Here is a 19,014-nt window from a genome sequence, read left to right on the forward strand (position 1 = left end):
ACTTCGTCTTCTCGAACTCGCTGACACTCGCACAGCGAAGACTTCGTCTTCTCGAACTCGCTGACACTCGCACAGCGAAGACTTCGTCTTCTCGAACTCGCTGACACTCGCACAGCGAAGACTTCGTCTTCTCGAACTCGCTGACACTCGCACAGCGAAGACTTCGTCTTCTCGACTCCCTTCGGTCGTCCCCCGAAACCAGGATAGGACCGGGGAAGAGTGAGCACGAGATCTGAGGAGGGAGATTGCTATCCACTCCCTCTCCTGATTTTTATGGGGGATATGGTCAGGCCTTATTGCTCCGCCGCGCCAACAGGATCAGGATGTCTGAAGTGCCCGTATTCAAGTGGAAGCAATGTCTGGTCATCAGGACCGACATCAAGATGAGTTGCGGCAAGAAGTGCGTGCAGATGGCCCATGCCGCCATCGGCGCCTACGAGCACGCGGGAAAAGAGGCACGGAAAGCGTGGTACTCGGAGGGGCAGAAGAAAGTTGCTCTGAAGGTCGCAGGCGAGCGGGAACTGTACACCCTGAAGATGGCGGCCGAAGCCGCCGGCATCCCCTGCTCCCTCATCCAGGACGCGGGTCTCACCGAGATCCCGCCCGGCACCGTCACCGCCCTTGGCCTCGGCCCGGCGAAGAACGAGGAACTCGACCGCATCACCGGCGGACTGCAGCTCCTATGATGCACACTCCCTACCCTGTTGAGGACGACCTCGGGATCTCCTGGTACGCCACGGAGACGCCGGGTATCGGCGGCGTCCTGCGAAAGAATCCCGAAGACTTCACCGTCGAGGAGATGCCCCTCGGCGGGCCGTCGGGCGAGGGGCCGTACCTCCTCTGCAGGCTCGTAAAGCGGAACTGGGAACACCAGCACGCCATGAAGTCCATCGCGGCGGCCCTCGGCATCTCGCACCGGCGGATCTCCTGGGCAGGTACGAAGGACAAAAACGCCCTCACCACCCAGTACATCGCCATCTATGGCGGCGAGGCTGAGGCCGTGAAAGCCCTCCAGATCAGGGACATGGAGATCGAACCCCTCGGCATGACCCAGCACGCCCTCTCCCTCGGCGCCCTCGCCGGGAACAGGTTTGCGATCACCATCAGCGACTGCACCGCCCCCGACCTCGCCGGCACTGTTGCGGCCTGCACATCTGCGGCGGCGGCGGGGTTCCCGAACTACTTCGGCCTCCAGCGTTTCGGCGTCGTGCGACCGGTCACCCACCTCGTCGGCAGGGAGATCCTGCGGGGCGACTACGACGCCGCGGTCGATACCTATGTCGGCCTCGCCTGCCCTGACGAGGCGCCGGAAGTGCAGGAGACCCGGCGGGCCTATCTCGAGACCCACGACGCGCAGGCGGCGATCGCCGCCTTCCCTCCCCACCTTGGTTTCGAGCGTTCGGTCCTCTCGTACCTCGCCGCCCACCCCGGCGAGACAGGCCGGGCCCTCCAGAACCTCCCGCCGAAACTCCTCTCCATGTTCGTCTCGGCCTACCAGTCCTGGATCTTCAACCGCGTCCTCTCCCTCCGCTGCGCCGACGGCACCGGCCTCGACGAACCCCTGCCGGGTGAGCGTCTCATCTTCACAAACGGCAGGGAGGACATCGTGACAGAAGCGAACCGCCGGGTCGTCTCCGTCCATATCGGGCGGGGCAGGTGCGCCGTCGCCCTCTTCATCCCCGGTGCCGGGACATACCGGTCCGAAGGACAGGACGACGAGAGGATGGCGGCGCTCCTCGCCGAGGACGGGATCACCGCCGAACACTTTGAGCGTGCCGGTGCATTCGTGCACCTCCACTATGGCGGGACCCTCAGGCCCATCAGCGTGAAAACAGATATTGCGGCCGATGTGAAGGACCGGGACGTCTCCCTCGCCTTCACCCTCCCGCCCGGCCACTATGCGACGACGATCTGCCGGGAGTTCATGAAGGCCGATCCCCTGGCGATGATCTGACGGCGGCGAGGGTGTGGGCCCCCTCGATGGCGTCGTAGAGGTTGCCCACCTCGTCGGCAAGGCCGATGGCGATCGCCTCCTCCCCCCGTATCAGGCGGGCGGACTCGATCTCCGAGCGGTTCACCGGCCTCTGTGCCGTCACGTCGGCGATGAAGTCCTCGGCGCTATCGTTCACGAGGTTCTGGGCATACGCCAGTTCGTCGTCTGTCAGCGAGCGGTATGGATATGTCATGTCCTTCTGCTCGCCCGACTTCACCACCTCGACATGCTCTCCTTCGTTTTCCAGCATCTCGCTCTGGTCTGAGAAGAGCCAGATCACCCCGACACTCCCTGTCATGGTGTCGGGAGAGAGGTAGATCCTGTCGGTGTGCGCCGAGATCATATAGGCCGCCGAGGTGGCGACGTCCCCCATCGAGGTCACGACCGGTTTCTTCGCCCGTGCGTATTCTATGTCGCGGACGATCTCCTGCGCCCCTGCCGGACTGCCGCCCGGACTGTTGACACGTAACACGATTGCGCTGACAAAGGGGTCGTCGGCCGCCGCCCTCACCTTACCCCCGATATACTCGCTCCCCGCGTACCCGCCGCCTGAAAAGTCGCCGGTGAGGATCGTCCCCTCGACGCGGATGACGGCGACATCGCTATCGCCGACCGGCGTCATGAACAGAATGAAGACAGCGGCGACAGCCGCGATGATGAATACGACGGCGGCGGCGATGCCGATCTTCTTTTTCAGCCTCCGCCTCCTCTGTGCGCGCTCGATATCGGCAAGGAGGCTGTTCATATCACTCTCCGTAACTGACGGCGTATTCTGTCACCAGGTTGCTCCCGCAGAGGTAGTGGCGGAGCAACCTGAGGCGTATCATCTCGTCCTCCGACTCAATGTGCATGCCGCCGACAAGGGAGGGTGTGTCCTCGCCGCCCACGATGAAGGGAAGGTGAATGAGCCTGATCTCATCGACGAGACCGTGCTTGAGCATGTGCCAGTTGAGGGTCGGCCCGCCCTCGATCATCATTTTTTTGACGTCGTAATCTTTCCTGAGGACGGCCATCAGTCCGGGGAGGTCGACGTGCGTCTTCCCGCAGACGACGACGTCGACACCCTTCCCCCTGATCGCGGCGACCCTCTCCGCAGGGGCCTGTTCCGAGACGGCGATCACGGTGGGGGCGTCGCTGTTGAGCACGTTGGCGGTGAGGGGGATGTCGGCCATGCTCGATGGGATGACCCGGATCGGGCTCTTTCCCGGCACGAGACGGACGGTCAGGAAGGAGTTGTCGATGGCGATGGTGTGCGACCCGACCATGATGGCGTCGCACTCTGCGCGGGTCTTGTGGAGGAGGATCTCAGTCTCATGGGCCATGTATTTCATGAGAATCTTGCTGGATGCGCCTCTTTTGAGCGTCAGTTTCCCATCGACCGTGATCTCGGACATCATCAGCACGTGGGGCCGTAGTGATGGAACAGACATAATCTCTGTCTAATATAACCCCCGGATTTAAAAGAGGGTATGGTCCGGGATCCCGGTGAAGGAATGCTTATCCACATGGCAGTTCCACTATTCTGTCATGAATATAACGGCGCTGAGGCCGCGTCTCCTATCAAAACTCGAGCCGATCGCTGATCTTTTTGTCAGGGCCGGTATCAGTCCCAACCAGATCTCGTACCTCTCTCTTCTGGCCGGGTTCTTCTGTGCGGTCGCTTTTGCCGAGCGCCTCTTCCTTGCGGGTGCCCTTCTCCTCCTGCTCTCGGCCGTCCTCGACCTTGTGGACGGCACGGTGGCACGGAAGAAGCACTGCCAGACGAAGTTTGGGGCGGTCATCGACTGGGTCTTTGACAAATATGTCGACGCCCTCGCCCTCCTCGGTATCGGGCTCTCGGGCGTGGCGGTCGTCTCCAACTTCCTCCCTCTTCCGCCTGCCGCGGACTTCGCCGTCGTCGCCATCGCCATCTTCGGCTCGATGATCAACACCTTCATCAAGCCTGTAGTCTATGCCGAGGTCGGGTTTACGGAGAGGGTGGACGGGAAGATCCACGACCCCCTTGAGGGCGTCGGTTTCTTCGGCCGCCCTGAGACCCTGATCACGCTCATTGTCGGCGCTGTTGTGGGTTTCCCCGGACTTGCGGTGGTCCTCATTGCGGTCTGCACGAACCTCTCCGCGGTCCAGAGGATCGTCTACCTCTCCAGGTCGCTCCCCTGAGGGCGGGCGACAGCGCCCTCAAGGTCGTCGCGGAAGGCCCGGTACAGCCCGTCGGCCATTGCCGCAAGGCCCGGCATGATGATGAAGAGTGCGTAGGCGATGACGATGAGGGCCACCAGCGCCCCGAGTTCGCAGAGGACGTTGTGGGCCCAGAAGAAACTCTCGTAGCCGTACTCGCCGTTGCTTGCGATCTCGGGGAGGTACGGGAACCACTGTCCTGTATATGCAAGGATCACGAAGACGTTCCGCCCGATGTTGAGGAGATAGATCGTCGGGACGATGAGGAGAGAGGCGAGGGCCTTCTGCCGCAGGGTGCTCGGGACGGCGGCGGCGACGCCGAGCATGATGGCGATGCTCTGGATGCCGGTACACCCGAGGATGATCTGGACCTTCAGGCCGTTCCTCCCGATCATATCCATCTCAGGCATGGTGTAGGCGACGCCGAGGGCGGAGAGGCACCAGCCGATCTGGTCGATGACCGCCTGGATCAGCCAGGGGCCGAGGGCGGTGTAGGCGAAGGGGAGGTAGATGAGGACGGCGACGGCGGCGGCACGGGTGAGGTGGGTGATATGTTCGTCGCCGGCGAACAACCTTTTCGCCGTCACGTACAGGAAGGGGATGGAGAGGAGGGCGAGTGTCGGGTACAGGAAATTATTGATGGAGAGGAAATACGGGATCTCCGCGAAGAGGTAGAGGGACATGGCGAGCCATCCGCCGATGCCTGCATACGGCCGGTGGCGTCCGGGTATGAGGAAGAGAACAAATAAGGCAAAGGCTGCAAAGAGGAGGTATTCGTCCATCACCCACTATTTGTCCCACTCACCTAATTAAGAGTTCTCAATGCGGCCGATACTGTCCTTTGATCTGCGGTGGAACCCCTCATTACCGTGTATGATCCGTCAACCAAGTCTTAATCAGGCATGCCTTCCAATAATACTTGAATGTTATTCTGTCCAAAGTGCAACACCATGATGATCTCGTCGGGGGGGCAGATGAAGTGCCGCAGGTGCGGCTATATCCAGGCCATCGAGAGCGAGGATTCGATGAAGATCACGTCTGCCCGTGTGGAAAAGGAGATCACGATCGTGGACGAGGAAGAGAAGACGAAGACCCTCCCGACGATCCAGGTCCCGTGCCCCAAGTGCGGGAACAACCTTGCCTTCTGGTGGCTGCGCCAGCTCCGTTCTGCTGATGAGAGCGAGGTCCGTTTCTTCCGCTGCACCGAGTGCGGGCACACCTGGCGTGAATACGATTAAATCTTAGAAAAACTAACGTATAGAAACAGCGGGAACACACTGGTTCCTGTCCCTCATTTTCATTTGGGCGAGGGTTGCCAAGCCAGGTCAAAGGCGCAAGGTTGAGGGCCTTGTCACGTAGGTGTTCGAGGGTTCGAATCCCTTCCCTCGCATTACTTCTGATGATTCGACGGGAGTGACCACCCTGTGCGCCTGGTGGGTCATGCTGGTCCCCGGCACTGATCCTGTTCTGAAGGTTTTTTTTGTATAACACGATTGAAAAATGAAAAGATCGTTTCAGTTCTCCCTTCTCAAGCGGGGATCCCTGCACTGATGCCGAAAGCATCGGATATCTCGTCGAGGACCGCCTTTTCCGGCTCACTAATAGCAACGCCATGCTCCTTTGCTGCTTCGGCGACCTTCTGACCTATCGCCAGCGACCACTTCTTATACGCCATTGCCTCGTCGGGAGGTACCCTTGACAGGGCCGAGGAAGCAGATCTTGCCGCTTCGATGATCATATTCCTGTAGCCTGTCCGGTCGTGCTTCACCAGGTCCTGTTGCTCTCTAATCAACTCCTTTTCCTTTGATTGCATCTCGGCTGATATGAGGCCGACCAGAGCACTGCCGCTTTCGGCCGCCAGGTGTTTGGGTTCCTGTATCATGGCTTTCGATTCGCCCCACGCACCCAGGACCGATGGTGCTGCGACAATAACCGCCATCGAGATCGCGTACGGTAAACTGACGAGGTTCTTCCATTCGTCATCTGTAAATTGCTCCCTCAGTTCCATAGACACTACCCGGGCCACACATGGCGCATATATTATAATATAATTTCTATGCCCTGCTGCGATGCCCGGGGATGGTGGCTGCCAGAAAATATTCGTACACGGTCCCTGATACAAAATATTCCTGAGGACGTCCCGTACTGGACCGGTATTGCCAGCAGAGCCGATTTGACATATCTCCATGCTCGCCAGGTCTCTCACTCCGCCATCGGCGCCAGCCTCTCCCTCTTTTTGATAACTCTGTACACCCCGCGGGGGGCGACGACCTCGAAGCGTGCGCCCTCTCCTGGTCGGCCCGTCTCCCTGATCGAAAGACCCGTGATCGCCAGGATCTCGCAGGAGAGGTAGAGGCCGAGGCCCGTGTTCTTGTAGTACTCCCGGCGAAAGATCGCCTCCTTGACATGCGCCGGGATGCCGACGCCGTCGTCCTCGCAGACGAGGGTGAACCCCTCCTCGTCCTCGCGGCCTGAGAACCTGATCTCCGTGATCTTTTCCCCGTACCTGAGGGCGTTGTCCACAAGGTTGAAGAAGACCTTTTCGAGGAGCGGGTCGGCGTAGACCTCGACATCCTCGAACTCGATGGAGAGTCTGACCCTGCCGAGGTCGAGGCCGCGGACGGCGCGGGCGATGACCCGGTGCACGTCCTGCCATTGCGGAGCGGTGACGCCGATATTCTGATAATCACGGGTGAACTCGATCTGGCGCTGGATCACCCCGGCGGCCGTCTCCTCCCTGTTGATATACTCAAGCAGCGTCGGGTCGGTCGTCTCCATGCGGGCGAGTTCCATATACCCCCGCAGCACCGTGATCTGGTTCAGGATGTCGTGCCGCGTGATGCTGGAGAGGAGGTTGAGTTTTTTGTTCGCCGTCTGGACCGCTGTCTCCGCCTGCTTGCGCCCGGTGATGTCCCGCGCCACGAGGACCACCGAGTCCTCCGTCATTGGCGAGATGACGGCGGCAAACCAGATCTCCTGCCTCCCGGCCCGCATCCCGTACTCGATCGCCACCGGTTCCCCTGTCTCCAGTGCCTGCCTGATGGCGCCGGGGACCGCCCCCGCCTGCATGAGGGGGAAGACCTCGTCGAGTTTTTTGCCGCGCACCTCGCCCTTCGGCCTGGAGTGAGGGGGAGGGTTTGTCGGCGCGACCTTCAGGCAGCGTCCCTCCGCATCGAGGACGACGACGACGTCGGTCATGCCCGAGAGCACCGCCCTCAACTCGGTCTCCGACGCGCTGAGCGCCTCCTCGGCCTGCCTGCGCACGATGTACTCCCCTATCCTCTGGGCAATGCTGGCGATGAAACTCCGCTCTTCTTTTAAAAACGGCCCCTCGTCGCACTCCGGCCGTTCTTCCAGGTACCCGACCTCGACTCTGCCCGCCTCCCTGTCATTGACTCTGATTGGCTGGCGCTGCATCCACGCCGTCTCCCTGAAGGCGGAGGTCTGATACACCTTCCCGTCCAGGGTGATCCGGGCAACCGTTACCTCCGGGTACTGCCATGCCCCCGGTATGACACCCACGATCGTCTGCATCTGTGCATCGAACCCTGTCTCGGGTCTGCCCAGGATCTTCGAGACCGTGTACAGGCACTTCAGTTCTTTGACCCGCTCGTTCAGGTCGTAGGTCTTCTTCTTCAGCGCTTTTTCGGCGTCCCTGCGTGCCGTGATATCGCGGACGATCGCCAGGACATATGTGCCGTCTCCCATCTGGATGCGGTTCAGGCTCACCTCGACGTCGAAAGGTCGATTGTCACGTGTGCGGCAGCTGCACTCAAAGAACTGCGCCTCCCCCGCGAGCGCCTCCCTGATCTTCCCGGCGACCTTCTCCTTCGAGTCCGAACCGTCGGGCTGGACCTGCGGCGCGAAGGCCGAGATTGTGTTGCCGACAAAATCCTCCCGCGTGCACCCGAACATCTCCAGGGCCCGCGAGTTGCAGTCGGTGACCAGGCCGTCCCGGATAAGGATGATGGCGTCGTAGGCATACTCGAAGAGCGACCTGTACTTGACCTCGCTCTCCTTGAGTGCCTGCTCTGCATGCCTGAGGTCGGTGATGTCGTGCATACCCTCGATAGCGCCGGCGATGTCACCCGAGTCGTTGTACAGGGGTGTCGCAAACGCCTGCAGGATCATCTCCCTCCCCCGCGGTCGCGCTTCGGCGCTCTCTGCAATGAGGAAACCGTCGCGTCGCCTGACCCGCGTATACCCACACCTCTCCAGTTCCTCCGGGGAGGCGGAGACGAGGTCGAGGAGGAAGGGCCTCCGGTCGCCATAGAAGGGGAGGGAATACGCACACTTCCCCTTCCCGATGATCTCGGCCGCCGGGACACCTGTCATCTCCTCGATCGCCCTGTTCCAGGCGATCACCTTCCCTTCACGGTCGACGGCGAAGATCGCATCAGGTATGGCATGGATCAGGTCGGCAAGATGGCGTGTCTCCTCGGCTTTTTTCCGCTCGGTGATGTCCACGATGGCCACAATGCTCTGGCGTACCCCCGGCATCATCGCAACGGTGACAAGAACGCTCCTGACACTCCTGTGCCTGTCGCGGAGATGGCATTCGAAGACACGGGGGGCGAGATCAGACCCTGACCAGCGCAGACGGTTGTACTCCATCATCCACTCCAGTTCTGCCGGGTCAGCCACAAATCCCGTCCAGCTCATCCTGCCTTCCACGTCTTCCTTCGTAAACCCGCTGATCTTCTCGAACTCCCTGTTGACAAGGGAGATCGTGGTGTCCTCCTCGACGATGATCAGGGGACTGCCGCTGTTCTCGAAGAGTGTCCTGTACCTGTCTTCAGACGCCTTCAACGCTTCTTCGGCCTTCTTGAGTTCTGAGATGTCGGTGATGACGTCGGCCAGGTAGAGGGGCCTTCCGAGGTCGTCGCGTATAACAAAAAAGTTTTCAAGGGTGGAGATACTGTCCCCCTCCGTGCTGACGAGGCAGAGTTCACCCACCCACTGCCCTTCTTCGATAACCGCAGGGATGATCTCCTTCTCCAGTCTCTCCGCGATCTCTTCGGGGTAATACCTGTAGAAGAAAGTGCCCTGGACGTCAACCGGTTTTGTCTTTCCAAGCAGGCGGCAGAGCGTGGGGTTGGCATAGGTGATGCTGCCGTCCAGCGTCGCCATCCCGAAGCCCTGCCCGGACGCTTCGGCGAAACGCTGGAAGATCCGTATCCTCTCCTCTGCCTGTTTCCGCTCGGTGACGTCTTCGAGCGTCTCCACGGCGCCGATCACCTCTCCCTCTTCGTCCCTGATCAGGGCCGCGGTGAAGTACAGCCATGTCCCGTCCTCGCCGAGGGAGGGGAAGAAGTCGGTCGCCTCGTAGGCGCCCCTCACCAGACCCGACGGTGCGTACTTCCCTTTATACCAGCGGGCGATCATGCCCTCGTCGCCTTCGCCGTCGATGAGCAGGTCTGCAAGGCACGGCCTCTCATCGGGATAGAATGCCCGCCAGTGTTCGGTCGTGCCGAGGATATCCCCGGTCTTGATGCCGCTGTACGCCTCCAGCGCCCCGTTCCAGTACACCACGCGGTGGTTTTGGTCGATCGCGAACTGCGGGATAGGTGACCCCTTTGCGATCGCGTGGAGACGGGCGGACTCCGCCTGCCTGTAAAGGGTGATGTCCCTGAGCGACTCGATCGCCCCGATGATCTCTCCCTGCCTGTTGTAGAGAGGTGACGCCTTTCCCCAGAGGGAGGCCCCGTGCCCTTCGTTCAGGGAGGGGATGGTCATCTCGGCGACAACAGTGTCGCCCTCCCGCCTGAACGTCTCGTACGGCACCTCGGGTTCGGCGTCGGGGTTCACGACGAGGTCGATGAGGCCGGATATCGGTTCCCCGTAGAAGGGGACGGCATAGGCGTGGTCCCCTTTTCCAAGCATCTCCTCCTTTCTCATCCCGGTCATCTCTTCGATGGCGCGGTTCCACGCGATGATCTTCCCCTCCGTGTCGATGACGAAGGTTGCGTCGGGGAGGAAGTCGACGATGTCGAGGAGTTTCTGGTGGGCCGCCTCTCTCTCCTCCTCGGCCTTCTTCCGCTCGGTGACATCCCTGATCGACTCGATCGCACCCGTGACGTTTCCCTTTGTGTCGTACAACGGGGAGGCGATGAACCAGAGATAGGCGCCTCGACCGCCGTACAGGTTGGGGATGAAATATTCGGAGACGAGTCTGTTCCCGCTCTGGACGACATGGGGGTATCTCTTCCTGATCTCCTCGTCGTCTCTCAGGACGAGGTCGATCAGGATGGGGCGCCTCCCCCCGTACAGGGGAATGCCGTACTCGAAGTCGCCCTTTCCCAGGATCTCTTCCTTCCTGACGCCGGTCATCTCCTCCATCGCCCTGTTCCAGGCGATCACCCTCCCTTCGAGGTCGATGGCGAAGGTTGCGTCGGGGAGGAAGTTTATGACGTCGGCCATTTGCTGCCTGGACTCCGCGAGTTCGTCCCGCGTCTGTTTTCGTTCGATGGCGATCCTGGTCTTGTGTTCGAGTTCGGCGAACTGGGAGACAGGGTCACCCCCTTTCTGGAGATAGGAATCCGCCCCCCTGTTCAGGGCCTCGATCACCACCTCTTCCCTCCCTTTGCCCGTGAAGAGGATGAAGGGGAGGTCGCCGAAATGGGTGCGGATATATTTGAGGAGTTCAATGCCGTCCATGCCGGGCATCTGGTAGTCCGATATGATGCCGTCATATCTCCCGGTTTCCATCCGCGTGATCGCCTCTGCGGCCGAGAGTGCGGTGTCGACGGAGAGGTTTCCCGATTGCTCAAGGAAGAGTCTGCCTATGTCGAGAAGTGCAGGTTCATCGTCAACGTAGAGAACCGAATACATGGGTGCCGACCCCGGTCTGGCGGTCATTTTTCCCGGTCGCTCTATATCAGTCTGCCGATGACGGTGCATGTCCCCGCGGCTATCTCTGTCTGCATACATTCATGATGCCTGAGTGGATCAGCACCGTACAGGGGGGATGATGCAATGAGTCTTGTGATTGCCTTTGTCGGATCGAAGGGCACCGTGATGGCGGGCGACATGCGGGAGATCTTTTTCTGGGACGACGAGACTGCCATCCCGGCGCTGGAAAAGGAACTGTACGGCGGGGGGATCGTGACCGACGACGACCTGTACAGGCGGGCCGGGGCGCTCGGCGTGGGAGTTGTCATCAGGGACGGCCGGGAGAAGGTGAGAGAGGAGGACGGTGTCCTTGTCGGCGAGGTACGGGAGATGGTGGGCGGGCGTGTCAGGTCGCGGAGGCTCTATGCCACGGCAGGGAGGTACGCCCTTGCCGAGTTCGAGGGGTCGGTCGGCAGGGTGACGGGAAAGGGGGCAGGCAGCACGTTTGTCGTCCTCGGGAACAGGATCGCACAGGAGATCGCCCTCGCATCCATCAGGGAGGGGTGGAAGGACGGCGGCATGGAAGACGCGGTCAGGGTGATCATCCTGGCGATGAAGAAGGCGGCGGCGTCGACCGCCTCGGTGAGCAAAAGGTTTGTCCTGATCGGGACGGAGGCCGGGGCCGACCTCGACGCTCTCCTCGCCCGCGACCTCGGGGAGAGAGAGGTATCTCTGGCAGACCCCTGCGGTACCTCTCATAAAAAAGCCTGAATGTGTGTCCCCTACCCAAAAGGGATCAGGGGAATGGCCTAATATCTCGGGTATTCCCGTTTCGGGCGGGGCGGTTGGGCCTCTTCCACCCGCAGGGTGCGCCCGACGAACACGGTCCCGTTCAGGGCTTCTTTCGCCTTCTCAGCCGTCTCCGTTGTGGTCATCTCGACAAACCCGAATCCCTTGTCCCCAATAATTTTGACGCTTTTTACTTCCCCGTAGCCTGAAAAGAGGTCTTTCAGATCGTCTTCGGTTACCGAATATGTCAGATTTCCGACATATAATCTGCTGGTTTCCATTTCCATCCCGCCGTTCCATGATCCTCCGCGGAGATAATAGTATCCGCTCCCGGTGCCGCGGTGGTCTCTTCAGTATGGTGAGTGATCAGGGGGTCCAGGAGAATGGCAGGGTGGGGATAGGGGGAGAGACCCGTGCGCCCTGATCGTACGAACGATGTACGGGCCCGAAGCAGTCTATGGCCCTATCATTGAGCCTTCGATATTTTAGGGGTTCTGCAGTGGGGAGCGTCGATCAACCGCCTTCCCCAAAACACAGGCCGGGGTCTTTGCCCCCCAGACCCCCGACTCCCACCTGCGATTGGCCCCGGGGAAGCAGAGCGGAGATCTTGAAGAGGTCCCTCTTATCCTGATGTCAGGGGACGACCAGAGAGAGTCGAGAAAATCTATGGTGCGCCACAGACAGACATTTTCGAGAGGGGAGACCCGCGCCCCCCGTCTTGCCCATCCAGAAAAAAAAGAAAATTATGGCAGTCCGATCGACCGCGCCCGGCAGCGCTGCCAGACGACACGGCCGACGACCTTGAACGTCTGTTCGAGTTCGTCGAAGTTCGGGACGTTGTGCTCCTTCAGGATCTTCTTGCCCGCGTCCATGCACTCGCCGCCGAGGAGCGTGCCGACGACGAGGTTGTCCGTCTTCCCGGTGAAGGTGACGATCTGCTTTGCAAGGGCGGCCGAGTCGAGGACCAGGTTCGGGAAACCGACGACGAAGGCGATGTCCCAGAGGTCGGAGTGCCGGGCCAGGATGTCGAAGACCTGCTCGAAACGCTTCTCTGAGGCGTCGCCGAGGAGGTCGAGGGGGTTTGCGTGGCTCCAGTAGTCCGGGAGGATCTGGTTGAGTTCTTCCAGGATCCTGGGCGGGATGTCGATGAGGTCGACGCCGTACATCTCGGCATAGTCAGAGGAGAGGACGGCGAAACCGCCGGCGTTGGTGATGACGATCGCACGCCGTCCCTTCGGGTAACCGCTCGGCGATGCGCAGAGTTCGGCGACCTCGAAGGCGCCCCGCAGTGCCCTGACCGGGACCACGCCTGCCTCCCTGAAGGCCTCCATGTACACCTCATACGAGCCAGAGAGCGAACCCGTGTGGGAGGACGCCGCCTTCTGCCCCTTCTGCGAGGAGCCCGACTTGATCGCCACGACCGGCTTCTTCTTCGCCACCTCGCGCACGATCTCCATGAACTCCCTCCCGTCGGTGAGTTGTTCGATATAGAGGATGATCGCGCGGGTGCTCTTGTCCTGACCGACAAAGGTCAGGTAGTCGAGGAAGTCGAGGTCGGCCTGGTTGCCCACCGAGAAGACCGCCGAGAAGCCGATGTCCTGCTTGAGGCTCCAGTCCACGACGGTGTTGATGATGGCGCCGGACTGCGAGACGAAGGCGATCGAACCGGGGTTCGGCGACTCGTGCACATAGGTCGTGTCCAGGCCCCGCGGCGGGATGATCATGCCGAGACAGTTCGGGCCGATGATCCTGATATTGTACGAGCGTGCGATCTCGAGCATCCTGTCCTCAAGCACCTTGCCTTCGGGTCCTGTCTCCTTGAACCCGGCGGTGATGACCACGACAAGGGGTATGCCCTTCTCGCCGCACTCCTGCATCACCTTCGGCACCTGCACGGCCGGGACGGTGATCACGGCAAGGTCGACCGGGTTCGGGATCGCCGTCACCGTCGGGTAGGCCTTGAGCCCCTGCACCTCGGTGCGCTTGTTGTTCACCGGGTAGATCTGGCCGGGGAAGTGGAGGAGGTTGTGGAGGACGGCGAAGCCCATCTTCGTCGGGTCGGACGAGGCGCCGATGACCGCAACCGACCGGGGGTTGAAGTACTCGGGCGGGACGTGCGAGCGTTCCTTCTTCGCGGGCGGGCGGTACTCGTCGTCGACGATGACCCGTGCGTCCACGGCGCAGGCGCCCGACTCGTAGAGCCTCAGGGGGTTGATGTCGAACTCCACGACCTGCGGGTTCTCCTCGAAGAACCGTGCGACGCCGCTGATGATCGTCACCAGGGCCTCCTCGTCCCTCGGCTTCATGCCGCGGTAGCCGCTGATGAGGGGGTAGGCCTTGATCTCGCGGACCATCGACCTGATCTCGTTCTCCGGGACTGGAACAATGCGGAGGGTGACGTCCTTCATCAGTTCGACGAGCGTCCCGCCCATACCGAAGGTGATCACCTTGCCGAAGGCCGGGTCTGTCTTGCCGCCCAGGATCAGTTCGAGGCCCGGCTGCGCCATCTCCTCGACGATGACGCCCCTGATCTCGGCTTCGGGGTTGTATGCCTTCGCTGACTCGACGATCTTCGTAAAAGCCTTCTTTGCTTCGTCTGCGCACGAGATCCCCACCACCACACCGCCTGCATCGCTCTTGTGCACGATCTGGGGGGAGATAATCTTCATGACGACCGGGTATCCGCAGGCCGACGCCGCTTTGGATGCCTCTTCGGGACTGGTTACGATCTTGAAGCGGGGGGTCGGAACACCGTACTTCTGGAGGAGTTCGTACCCCTCTGCCTCGCTGAGCATTCTTTTTGCCATAAACTTCCTCTTTCTGGTGGGAATTGTTCCTGACAGCGGGAATTGCATCCGGGCCGCATGTTCCTTCCGGGACCTGACAATGTATAGACCAGTCCTGGATAGGATATTGGTGGCTCTGGACTCGTTCATATCCCGTTCATGCGCAGGTGTGAAATATGTATGGGGTTGATACCATAGTGTCGACCTCTCCCCTTTAAGACCTTTTTGAATTTGTGGAAGAATGTGTCGGCGATTGTCGATAGTTGCCGCATGCCAGAATGGGCGTCTGTCGTGTTTGTGGGAGAGAAATCGTGCAATTCCGAAGCGTTTTTGAAAACCGTCTCTCGTAGCGGCGATGCGCGATCCATCATTGACGATCATGTAGTTTCCGTGGTGCGTCCCCATCCCCCCGTATACTTTTCATTTTCAGAAAATACTGGAATATCCTCCTGACCACAAAATATTTAATAAATCATCATATTCGATCCTGTAAAATTGGAGGTGAGCAGGACGGAGCAGGACTTTGCCGTACCCCTGGAAGCGCCGCGGTATTATGCACCTGATCCCTCGTACAGGGAGAGGTCATGGATCGGAGACTCCAGGACGGCGTACCGGAAGTTTTTTGAGGACCCTGACGAGTTCTGGCGGGTCCGCGCCGCAGAGATCGAATGGTTCGAGCCCTTCGACCGCGTCATGGACTGGGACTTCCCCTACGCGAAGTGGTTCCTGAACGGGAAACTCAACATCACCTACAACTGCCTCGACCGCCATGTGCGGGACGGTCGGGCCAACAAGGTCGCCGTCTTCTGGAGGGGAGAGGAGGGCGAGGAGAAGGTGTACACCTATAGCCAGCTCCTCAGAGCGGTCTGCCGCTTCTCGAATGCCCTGAAAAAGATCGGCGTCCGTAAGGGGGACCGCGTCTGCATCTACATGCCCGTCGTCCCCGAACAGGTCGTCGCCATGCTCGCCTGCGCCCGTATAGGGGCCGTCCACTCGGTCGTCTTCGGGGGGTTCGGCGTCGGCGCCCTCAACCAGCGTATCCGTGACTCGGGATCGAAGGTCGTGATCACCGCCGACGTCTCCATGCGGCGGGGCAAGGCGATCCAGCTCAAGTCCATCGTCGAGGAAGCCGTCGTCAATGCACCGAGCGTCGAGGCCGTCATCGTGCTGCGGCGCGACCGCCCGAGGGTCGAACTCCACTCGGAGATGGAACTGGACTTCGACAAACTGATGGAGAACGAGCCCGCTGTCTGCGAGCCCGAGGTGATGGACGCCGAGGACCCGCTCTTCCTCCTGTACACGAGCGGGACGACCGGGTCCCCGAAGGGGATCATCCATGCCTGCGGGGGTTATGCCGTCGGTACACAGTACACGACAAAGTACGTCCTCGACCTGAAGGAGGACGACGTCTACTGGTGCACCGCCGACCCGGGATGGATCACCGGCCACAGTTACGTGGTCTACGGCCCCCTCCTGAACGGGGCCACGGTCTTTGTCACCGAGACGACGCCCGACTATCCCGACCCTGGCATCTGGTGGAAGATCATCCAGAACTACGGTATCACGGTCTTCTATACGGCGCCGACCGTGATCAGGATGTTCATGCGGGTCGGCGAGCAGTGGTCTGACAGGTACGACCTCGGGTCTCTCCGCATCCTCGCCTCGGTCGGCGAACCCCTCAACCCCGAGGCCTTCGAGTGGTTCTACCACCACATCGGGAAAGATCGGTGCCCGATCGTGGACACCTGGTGGCAGACGGAGACCGGGATGCACATGATCACGACGATGGTCGGCGAACCGATGCGTCCGGGTTTTGCCGGGCGGCCGATCCCCGGCGTCGTCGCCGACGTCGTGGACCGCGACGGCAACCCTGTCGAACCCGGCAACGGGGGTTATCTCGTCATCCTGGAACCCTGGCCCGCCATGCTCAGGACTGTCTACAAAAACGACGAGCGCTACAGGAAGTACTGGACGACCATCAACCGTGTCTATACGGCCACGGACCTTGCGGTGAAGGGGCACGACGGCAACATCATGGTCATCGGCCGTGCCGACGACCTGATCATCGTCGCCGGGCACAACATCGGCACCGCCGAGGTGGAGTCGGCCCTCGTCTCCCACGAGGCGGTCGCTGAGGCGGCGGTGATCGGTATCCCCGACCCGGTGAAAGGCAACCAGATCAAGGCCTTCGTCATCCTGAGGGAGGGGCATAGAGGGAGCGACCGCCTGAAGGCGGACCTCCGCTACCATGTGCGGATGACCGTCGGCCCGATTGCGATGCCCTCCGAGATCGCCTTCGTCGCCTCTCTCCCGAAGACCAGGAGCGGCAAGATCATGCGGCGGGTACTCAGGGCAAAAGAGCTTGGCATGGACCTCGGAGACGTCTCGACCCTGGAGGACTGATTACCCAACTCTTTATATAGCTTTTTTACGTCATTTATAAGCATGCACGGCACCCCTGAGGAATCCCTGAAAATAGAAAATATCGTTGCTTCTGCCAAAGTAACCGATTCTCTTGACCTGCCGGTCATATCTTCTCAGATAGTGGGGGCGGACTACGACAAGAAGCGTTTCCCCGGTGTTGTCATCAGGATGCAGGACCCGAAGATCGCCGCCCTGGTCTTCGGATCGGGTAAGGTTGTCCTGACCGGGGCGAAGAGCGTGGACAGTCTCTCCCGCGGTCTTGAGATCCTGGGGGGCAAACTCCGTGACCTCGGGATTGAGATCGACGAGCACCTCACCTACACCATCCAGAACATCGTCACCTCTGCCGATCTCGGAAAGCCCATCAACCTGAACAAGATCGCCATCGGCTTCAACCTTGACCGGATCGAGTACGAACCCGAGCAGTTCCCCGGTCTTGTCTACCGCCTGGAGGAACCGAAAGTCGTCGTTCTCCTCTTCGGGTCCGGCAAACTGATCATCACCGGTGGCAAGCGGCCTGAGGATGCACGCCTTGCAGTGCAGAAAATTATGTCTGATCTCTCCAACCTCGGCCTTCTCTGATCTATAACCTTTTTTAATTACAAGTCCAATATATTTGAGCAGGTACATCCCCCTGTATGGGTGTACGGTCATCCCTCCCTCTTTCTGCATGACCTGCGCCCCTGTGGTTGAGAGATTGTCTTTTAGCACTGCATCATGAAATAAAAATTATATCCATGGCTAATATTCATATATAACAAATAATAACATACTATAGGCAATTGGGTGAACACAATGAGAGCAGAAGAAGTCCTGTACTTTACGCAGAGAGAAGAAGAGTTCGCCACCCTCCTCATCGACATCGGCATCAAGCGCAATGTCGCCAAGGCCCTCGTGTACCTCGCCAACACCGATGAGGCCACTTCCCGCGAGATCGAGCGCGGCACTGACCTCCGTCAGCCTGAGGTCAGCATTGCCATGCGTTACCTCAAGGAGAAGAAGTGGATCAACTCCCGCGAGAGCAAGGCGGAGAGCAAGGGACGGCCTGTCAAGATCTATTCTCTCGCAAAGCCGATCAACGAGATCATCGACGTCATCGAGAAGACCAAGAAAAAAGAAGTTGATAACCAGCTTGCCCTGATAGAAAAGGCAAGAGGGCTTATCTCCTCGTAAGAGCCCTGCAACCCCCTGCTTCACCGACCAGGACCGATATCTTTTCCTGGTATTCGGTGAACAACCCGCAGGTCAGGACACCGGGGATCGTGTTCAGGCGGGCGGCAAGCCCTGCCGGGTCCCCGATTGTCCCGAATGCACAGTCGATGACAAAGTTCCCGTTGTCCGTGATGACGGGGCCGTCTTTTTTCACGCCTTCCCTGATGACCGGGTCACCGCCGAGGGCCCTGATGCGCCGGGAGACGAGGGCCGAAGCGTAGGGTACGACTTCTACCGGAACCGGCACCGAGAGACGCTCCGCAAGTTTCGACCCGTCGACGACGATATAGATGCGCTCCGACGCTTCGGCGACGCACTTCTCCCGCGTGTGCGCCGCGCCGCCGCCCTTGATCAGGTTGAAGGCGGCGTCCACCTGGTCGGCGCCGTCGATGGTGAGGTCGATCTCCGGGTAGTCGGTGAGGTCTGCCACCCTGATCCCGGCGGCCCGCGCCCTGAAGGCGGACTGGTACGACGTCGGCACGCCGACGACGGAGATCCCTTCGTCCCTGACCCTCTCCCCTATCCTCTGGATCGCATAGTTCGCCGTCGAGCCGGTGCCGAGGCCGACCACCATGCCGTCCTCGACCTTCCCGGCGGCAGCGACGCCGGCGATACGTTTCACATCAAGGTTGTCCTGTTTTGTCATCAGAAAAGTATGGGTACGGCGGGATGATAAGGTGTGCCGCCGCTCCGGGGGGGTATATGGGGACTGATACACCCCTTCCATCGGAGGGCAGAGCCCCCGCCCTCGAAGACTTCGTCTTCTCATGCTCACTTTGTTCGGTCCTCGAAGACTTCGTC

General features: G+C 60.4%; 16 protein-coding genes and 1 tRNA gene. 9 read left to right on the plus strand and 8 right to left on the minus strand.

Annotated features, from left to right (window positions below):
* The first annotated feature begins 323 nt into the window (after nucleotides 1-323).
* Complete coding sequence (pth2, locus tag Q0520_RS00005; protein WP_298664988.1) at nucleotides 324-686, plus strand: peptidyl-tRNA hydrolase Pth2; 363 nt, start codon at nucleotides 324-326, stop codon at nucleotides 684-686.
* Nucleotides 683-1,954, plus strand: coding sequence for a tRNA pseudouridine(13) synthase TruD (gene truD / locus Q0520_RS00010; RefSeq protein WP_298664991.1), 1,272 nt, complete (start codon nucleotides 683-685; stop codon nucleotides 1,952-1,954). Before pth2 ends, truD begins: the two co-directional genes overlap by 4 nt.
* Here the strand turns inward: truD and sppA are convergent.
* Complete coding sequence (gene sppA, locus Q0520_RS00015; protein ID WP_298664994.1) at nucleotides 1,923-2,738, minus strand: signal peptide peptidase SppA; 816 nt, start codon at nucleotides 2,736-2,738, stop codon at nucleotides 1,923-1,925. The genes truD and sppA overlap by 32 nt on opposite strands.
* 1 nt (nucleotide 2,739) lies before the next feature.
* Entirely contained in the window at nucleotides 2,740-3,423 is a 684-nt protein-coding gene (locus tag Q0520_RS00020; RefSeq protein ID WP_298664997.1) for a dihydrofolate reductase family protein, read from the minus strand.
* Nucleotides 3,424-3,520: 97 nt separating this feature from the next.
* Between Q0520_RS00020 and Q0520_RS00025 the strand changes: the two genes are divergently transcribed.
* Entirely contained in the window at nucleotides 3,521-4,153 is a 633-nt protein-coding gene (locus Q0520_RS00025; protein ID WP_298665000.1) for a CDP-alcohol phosphatidyltransferase family protein, read from the plus strand.
* On the opposite strand, the gene artA is transcribed toward Q0520_RS00025, so the two are convergent.
* Complete coding sequence (gene artA, locus Q0520_RS00030; RefSeq protein WP_298665003.1) at nucleotides 4,129-4,953, minus strand: archaeosortase A; 825 nt, start codon at nucleotides 4,951-4,953, stop codon at nucleotides 4,129-4,131. The genes Q0520_RS00025 and artA overlap by 25 nt on opposite strands.
* Nucleotides 4,954-5,094: 141 nt before the next feature.
* Between artA and Q0520_RS00035 the strand changes: the two genes are divergently transcribed.
* Together Q0520_RS00035 and Q0520_RS00040 are read left to right on the plus strand one after the other, a co-directional pair.
* Nucleotides 5,095-5,409, plus strand: a complete 315-nt coding sequence (locus Q0520_RS00035; protein ID WP_298665005.1) for a transcription factor S — start codon at nucleotides 5,095-5,097, stop codon at nucleotides 5,407-5,409.
* Between the two features lie 67 nt (nucleotides 5,410-5,476).
* A tRNA-Leu gene (locus Q0520_RS00040) sits at nucleotides 5,477-5,561 on the plus strand.
* 138 nt (nucleotides 5,562-5,699) lie between these two features.
* Here Q0520_RS00040 and Q0520_RS00045 read toward each other — a convergent pair.
* Nucleotides 5,700-6,179, minus strand: coding sequence for a hypothetical protein (locus Q0520_RS00045; RefSeq protein WP_298665008.1), 480 nt, complete (start codon nucleotides 6,177-6,179; stop codon nucleotides 5,700-5,702).
* Nucleotides 6,180-6,373: 194 nt separating this feature from the next.
* Nucleotides 6,374-11,002 carry a PAS domain S-box protein gene (locus Q0520_RS00050; RefSeq protein WP_298665011.1) on the minus strand — a complete coding sequence of 1,543 codons (4,629 nt, stop codon included), beginning with the start codon at nucleotides 11,000-11,002 and terminating at the stop codon, nucleotides 6,374-6,376.
* Nucleotides 11,003-11,146: 144 nt separating this feature from the next.
* On the opposite strand from Q0520_RS00050, the gene Q0520_RS00055 reads away from it, so the two are divergent.
* Nucleotides 11,147-11,773 carry a DUF2121 domain-containing protein gene (locus tag Q0520_RS00055; protein WP_298665013.1) on the plus strand — a complete coding sequence of 209 codons (627 nt, stop codon included), beginning with the start codon at nucleotides 11,147-11,149 and terminating at the stop codon, nucleotides 11,771-11,773.
* 38 nt (nucleotides 11,774-11,811) lie between these two features.
* On the opposite strand, the gene Q0520_RS00060 is transcribed toward Q0520_RS00055, so the two are convergent.
* Both Q0520_RS00060 and Q0520_RS00065 read right to left on the minus strand, forming a co-directional pair.
* Nucleotides 11,812-12,078, minus strand: coding sequence for an RNA-binding protein (locus Q0520_RS00060; RefSeq protein ID WP_342765210.1), 267 nt, complete (start codon nucleotides 12,076-12,078; stop codon nucleotides 11,812-11,814).
* 456 nt (nucleotides 12,079-12,534) lie between these two features.
* The gene (locus Q0520_RS00065) at nucleotides 12,535-14,598 is read right to left on the minus strand and encodes an acetate--CoA ligase family protein (protein ID WP_298665016.1); all 2,064 of its coding nucleotides are present in this window, start codon (nucleotides 14,596-14,598) and stop codon (nucleotides 12,535-12,537) included.
* Nucleotides 14,599-15,078: 480 nt separating this feature from the next.
* On the opposite strand from Q0520_RS00065, the gene acs reads away from it, so the two are divergent.
* From acs to Q0520_RS00080, 3 genes are all read left to right on the plus strand, one after another.
* Nucleotides 15,079-16,980, plus strand: a complete 1,902-nt coding sequence (gene acs, locus Q0520_RS00070; RefSeq protein ID WP_298665019.1) for an acetate--CoA ligase — start codon at nucleotides 15,079-15,081, stop codon at nucleotides 16,978-16,980.
* A 42-nt stretch (nucleotides 16,981-17,022) separates the two neighbouring features.
* Entirely contained in the window at nucleotides 17,023-17,583 is a 561-nt protein-coding gene (locus Q0520_RS00075; protein ID WP_298665021.1) for a TATA-box-binding protein, read from the plus strand.
* A 213-nt stretch (nucleotides 17,584-17,796) separates the two neighbouring features.
* Nucleotides 17,797-18,174 carry an ArsR family transcriptional regulator gene (locus Q0520_RS00080; protein WP_298665025.1) on the plus strand — a complete coding sequence of 126 codons (378 nt, stop codon included), beginning with the start codon at nucleotides 17,797-17,799 and terminating at the stop codon, nucleotides 18,172-18,174.
* Here the strand turns inward: Q0520_RS00080 and rpiA are convergent.
* A complete protein-coding gene (rpiA, locus tag Q0520_RS00085) occupies nucleotides 18,161-18,859 on the minus strand; it encodes a ribose-5-phosphate isomerase RpiA (RefSeq protein ID WP_298665028.1) in 699 nt (232 codons plus the stop codon). The genes Q0520_RS00080 and rpiA overlap by 14 nt on opposite strands.
* Between the last annotated feature and the right edge of the window lie 155 nt (nucleotides 18,860-19,014).

The sequence above is a fragment of the uncultured Methanofollis sp. genome (assembly GCF_937919355.1).
Lineage (GTDB): Archaea > Halobacteriota > Methanomicrobia > Methanomicrobiales > Methanofollaceae > Methanofollis.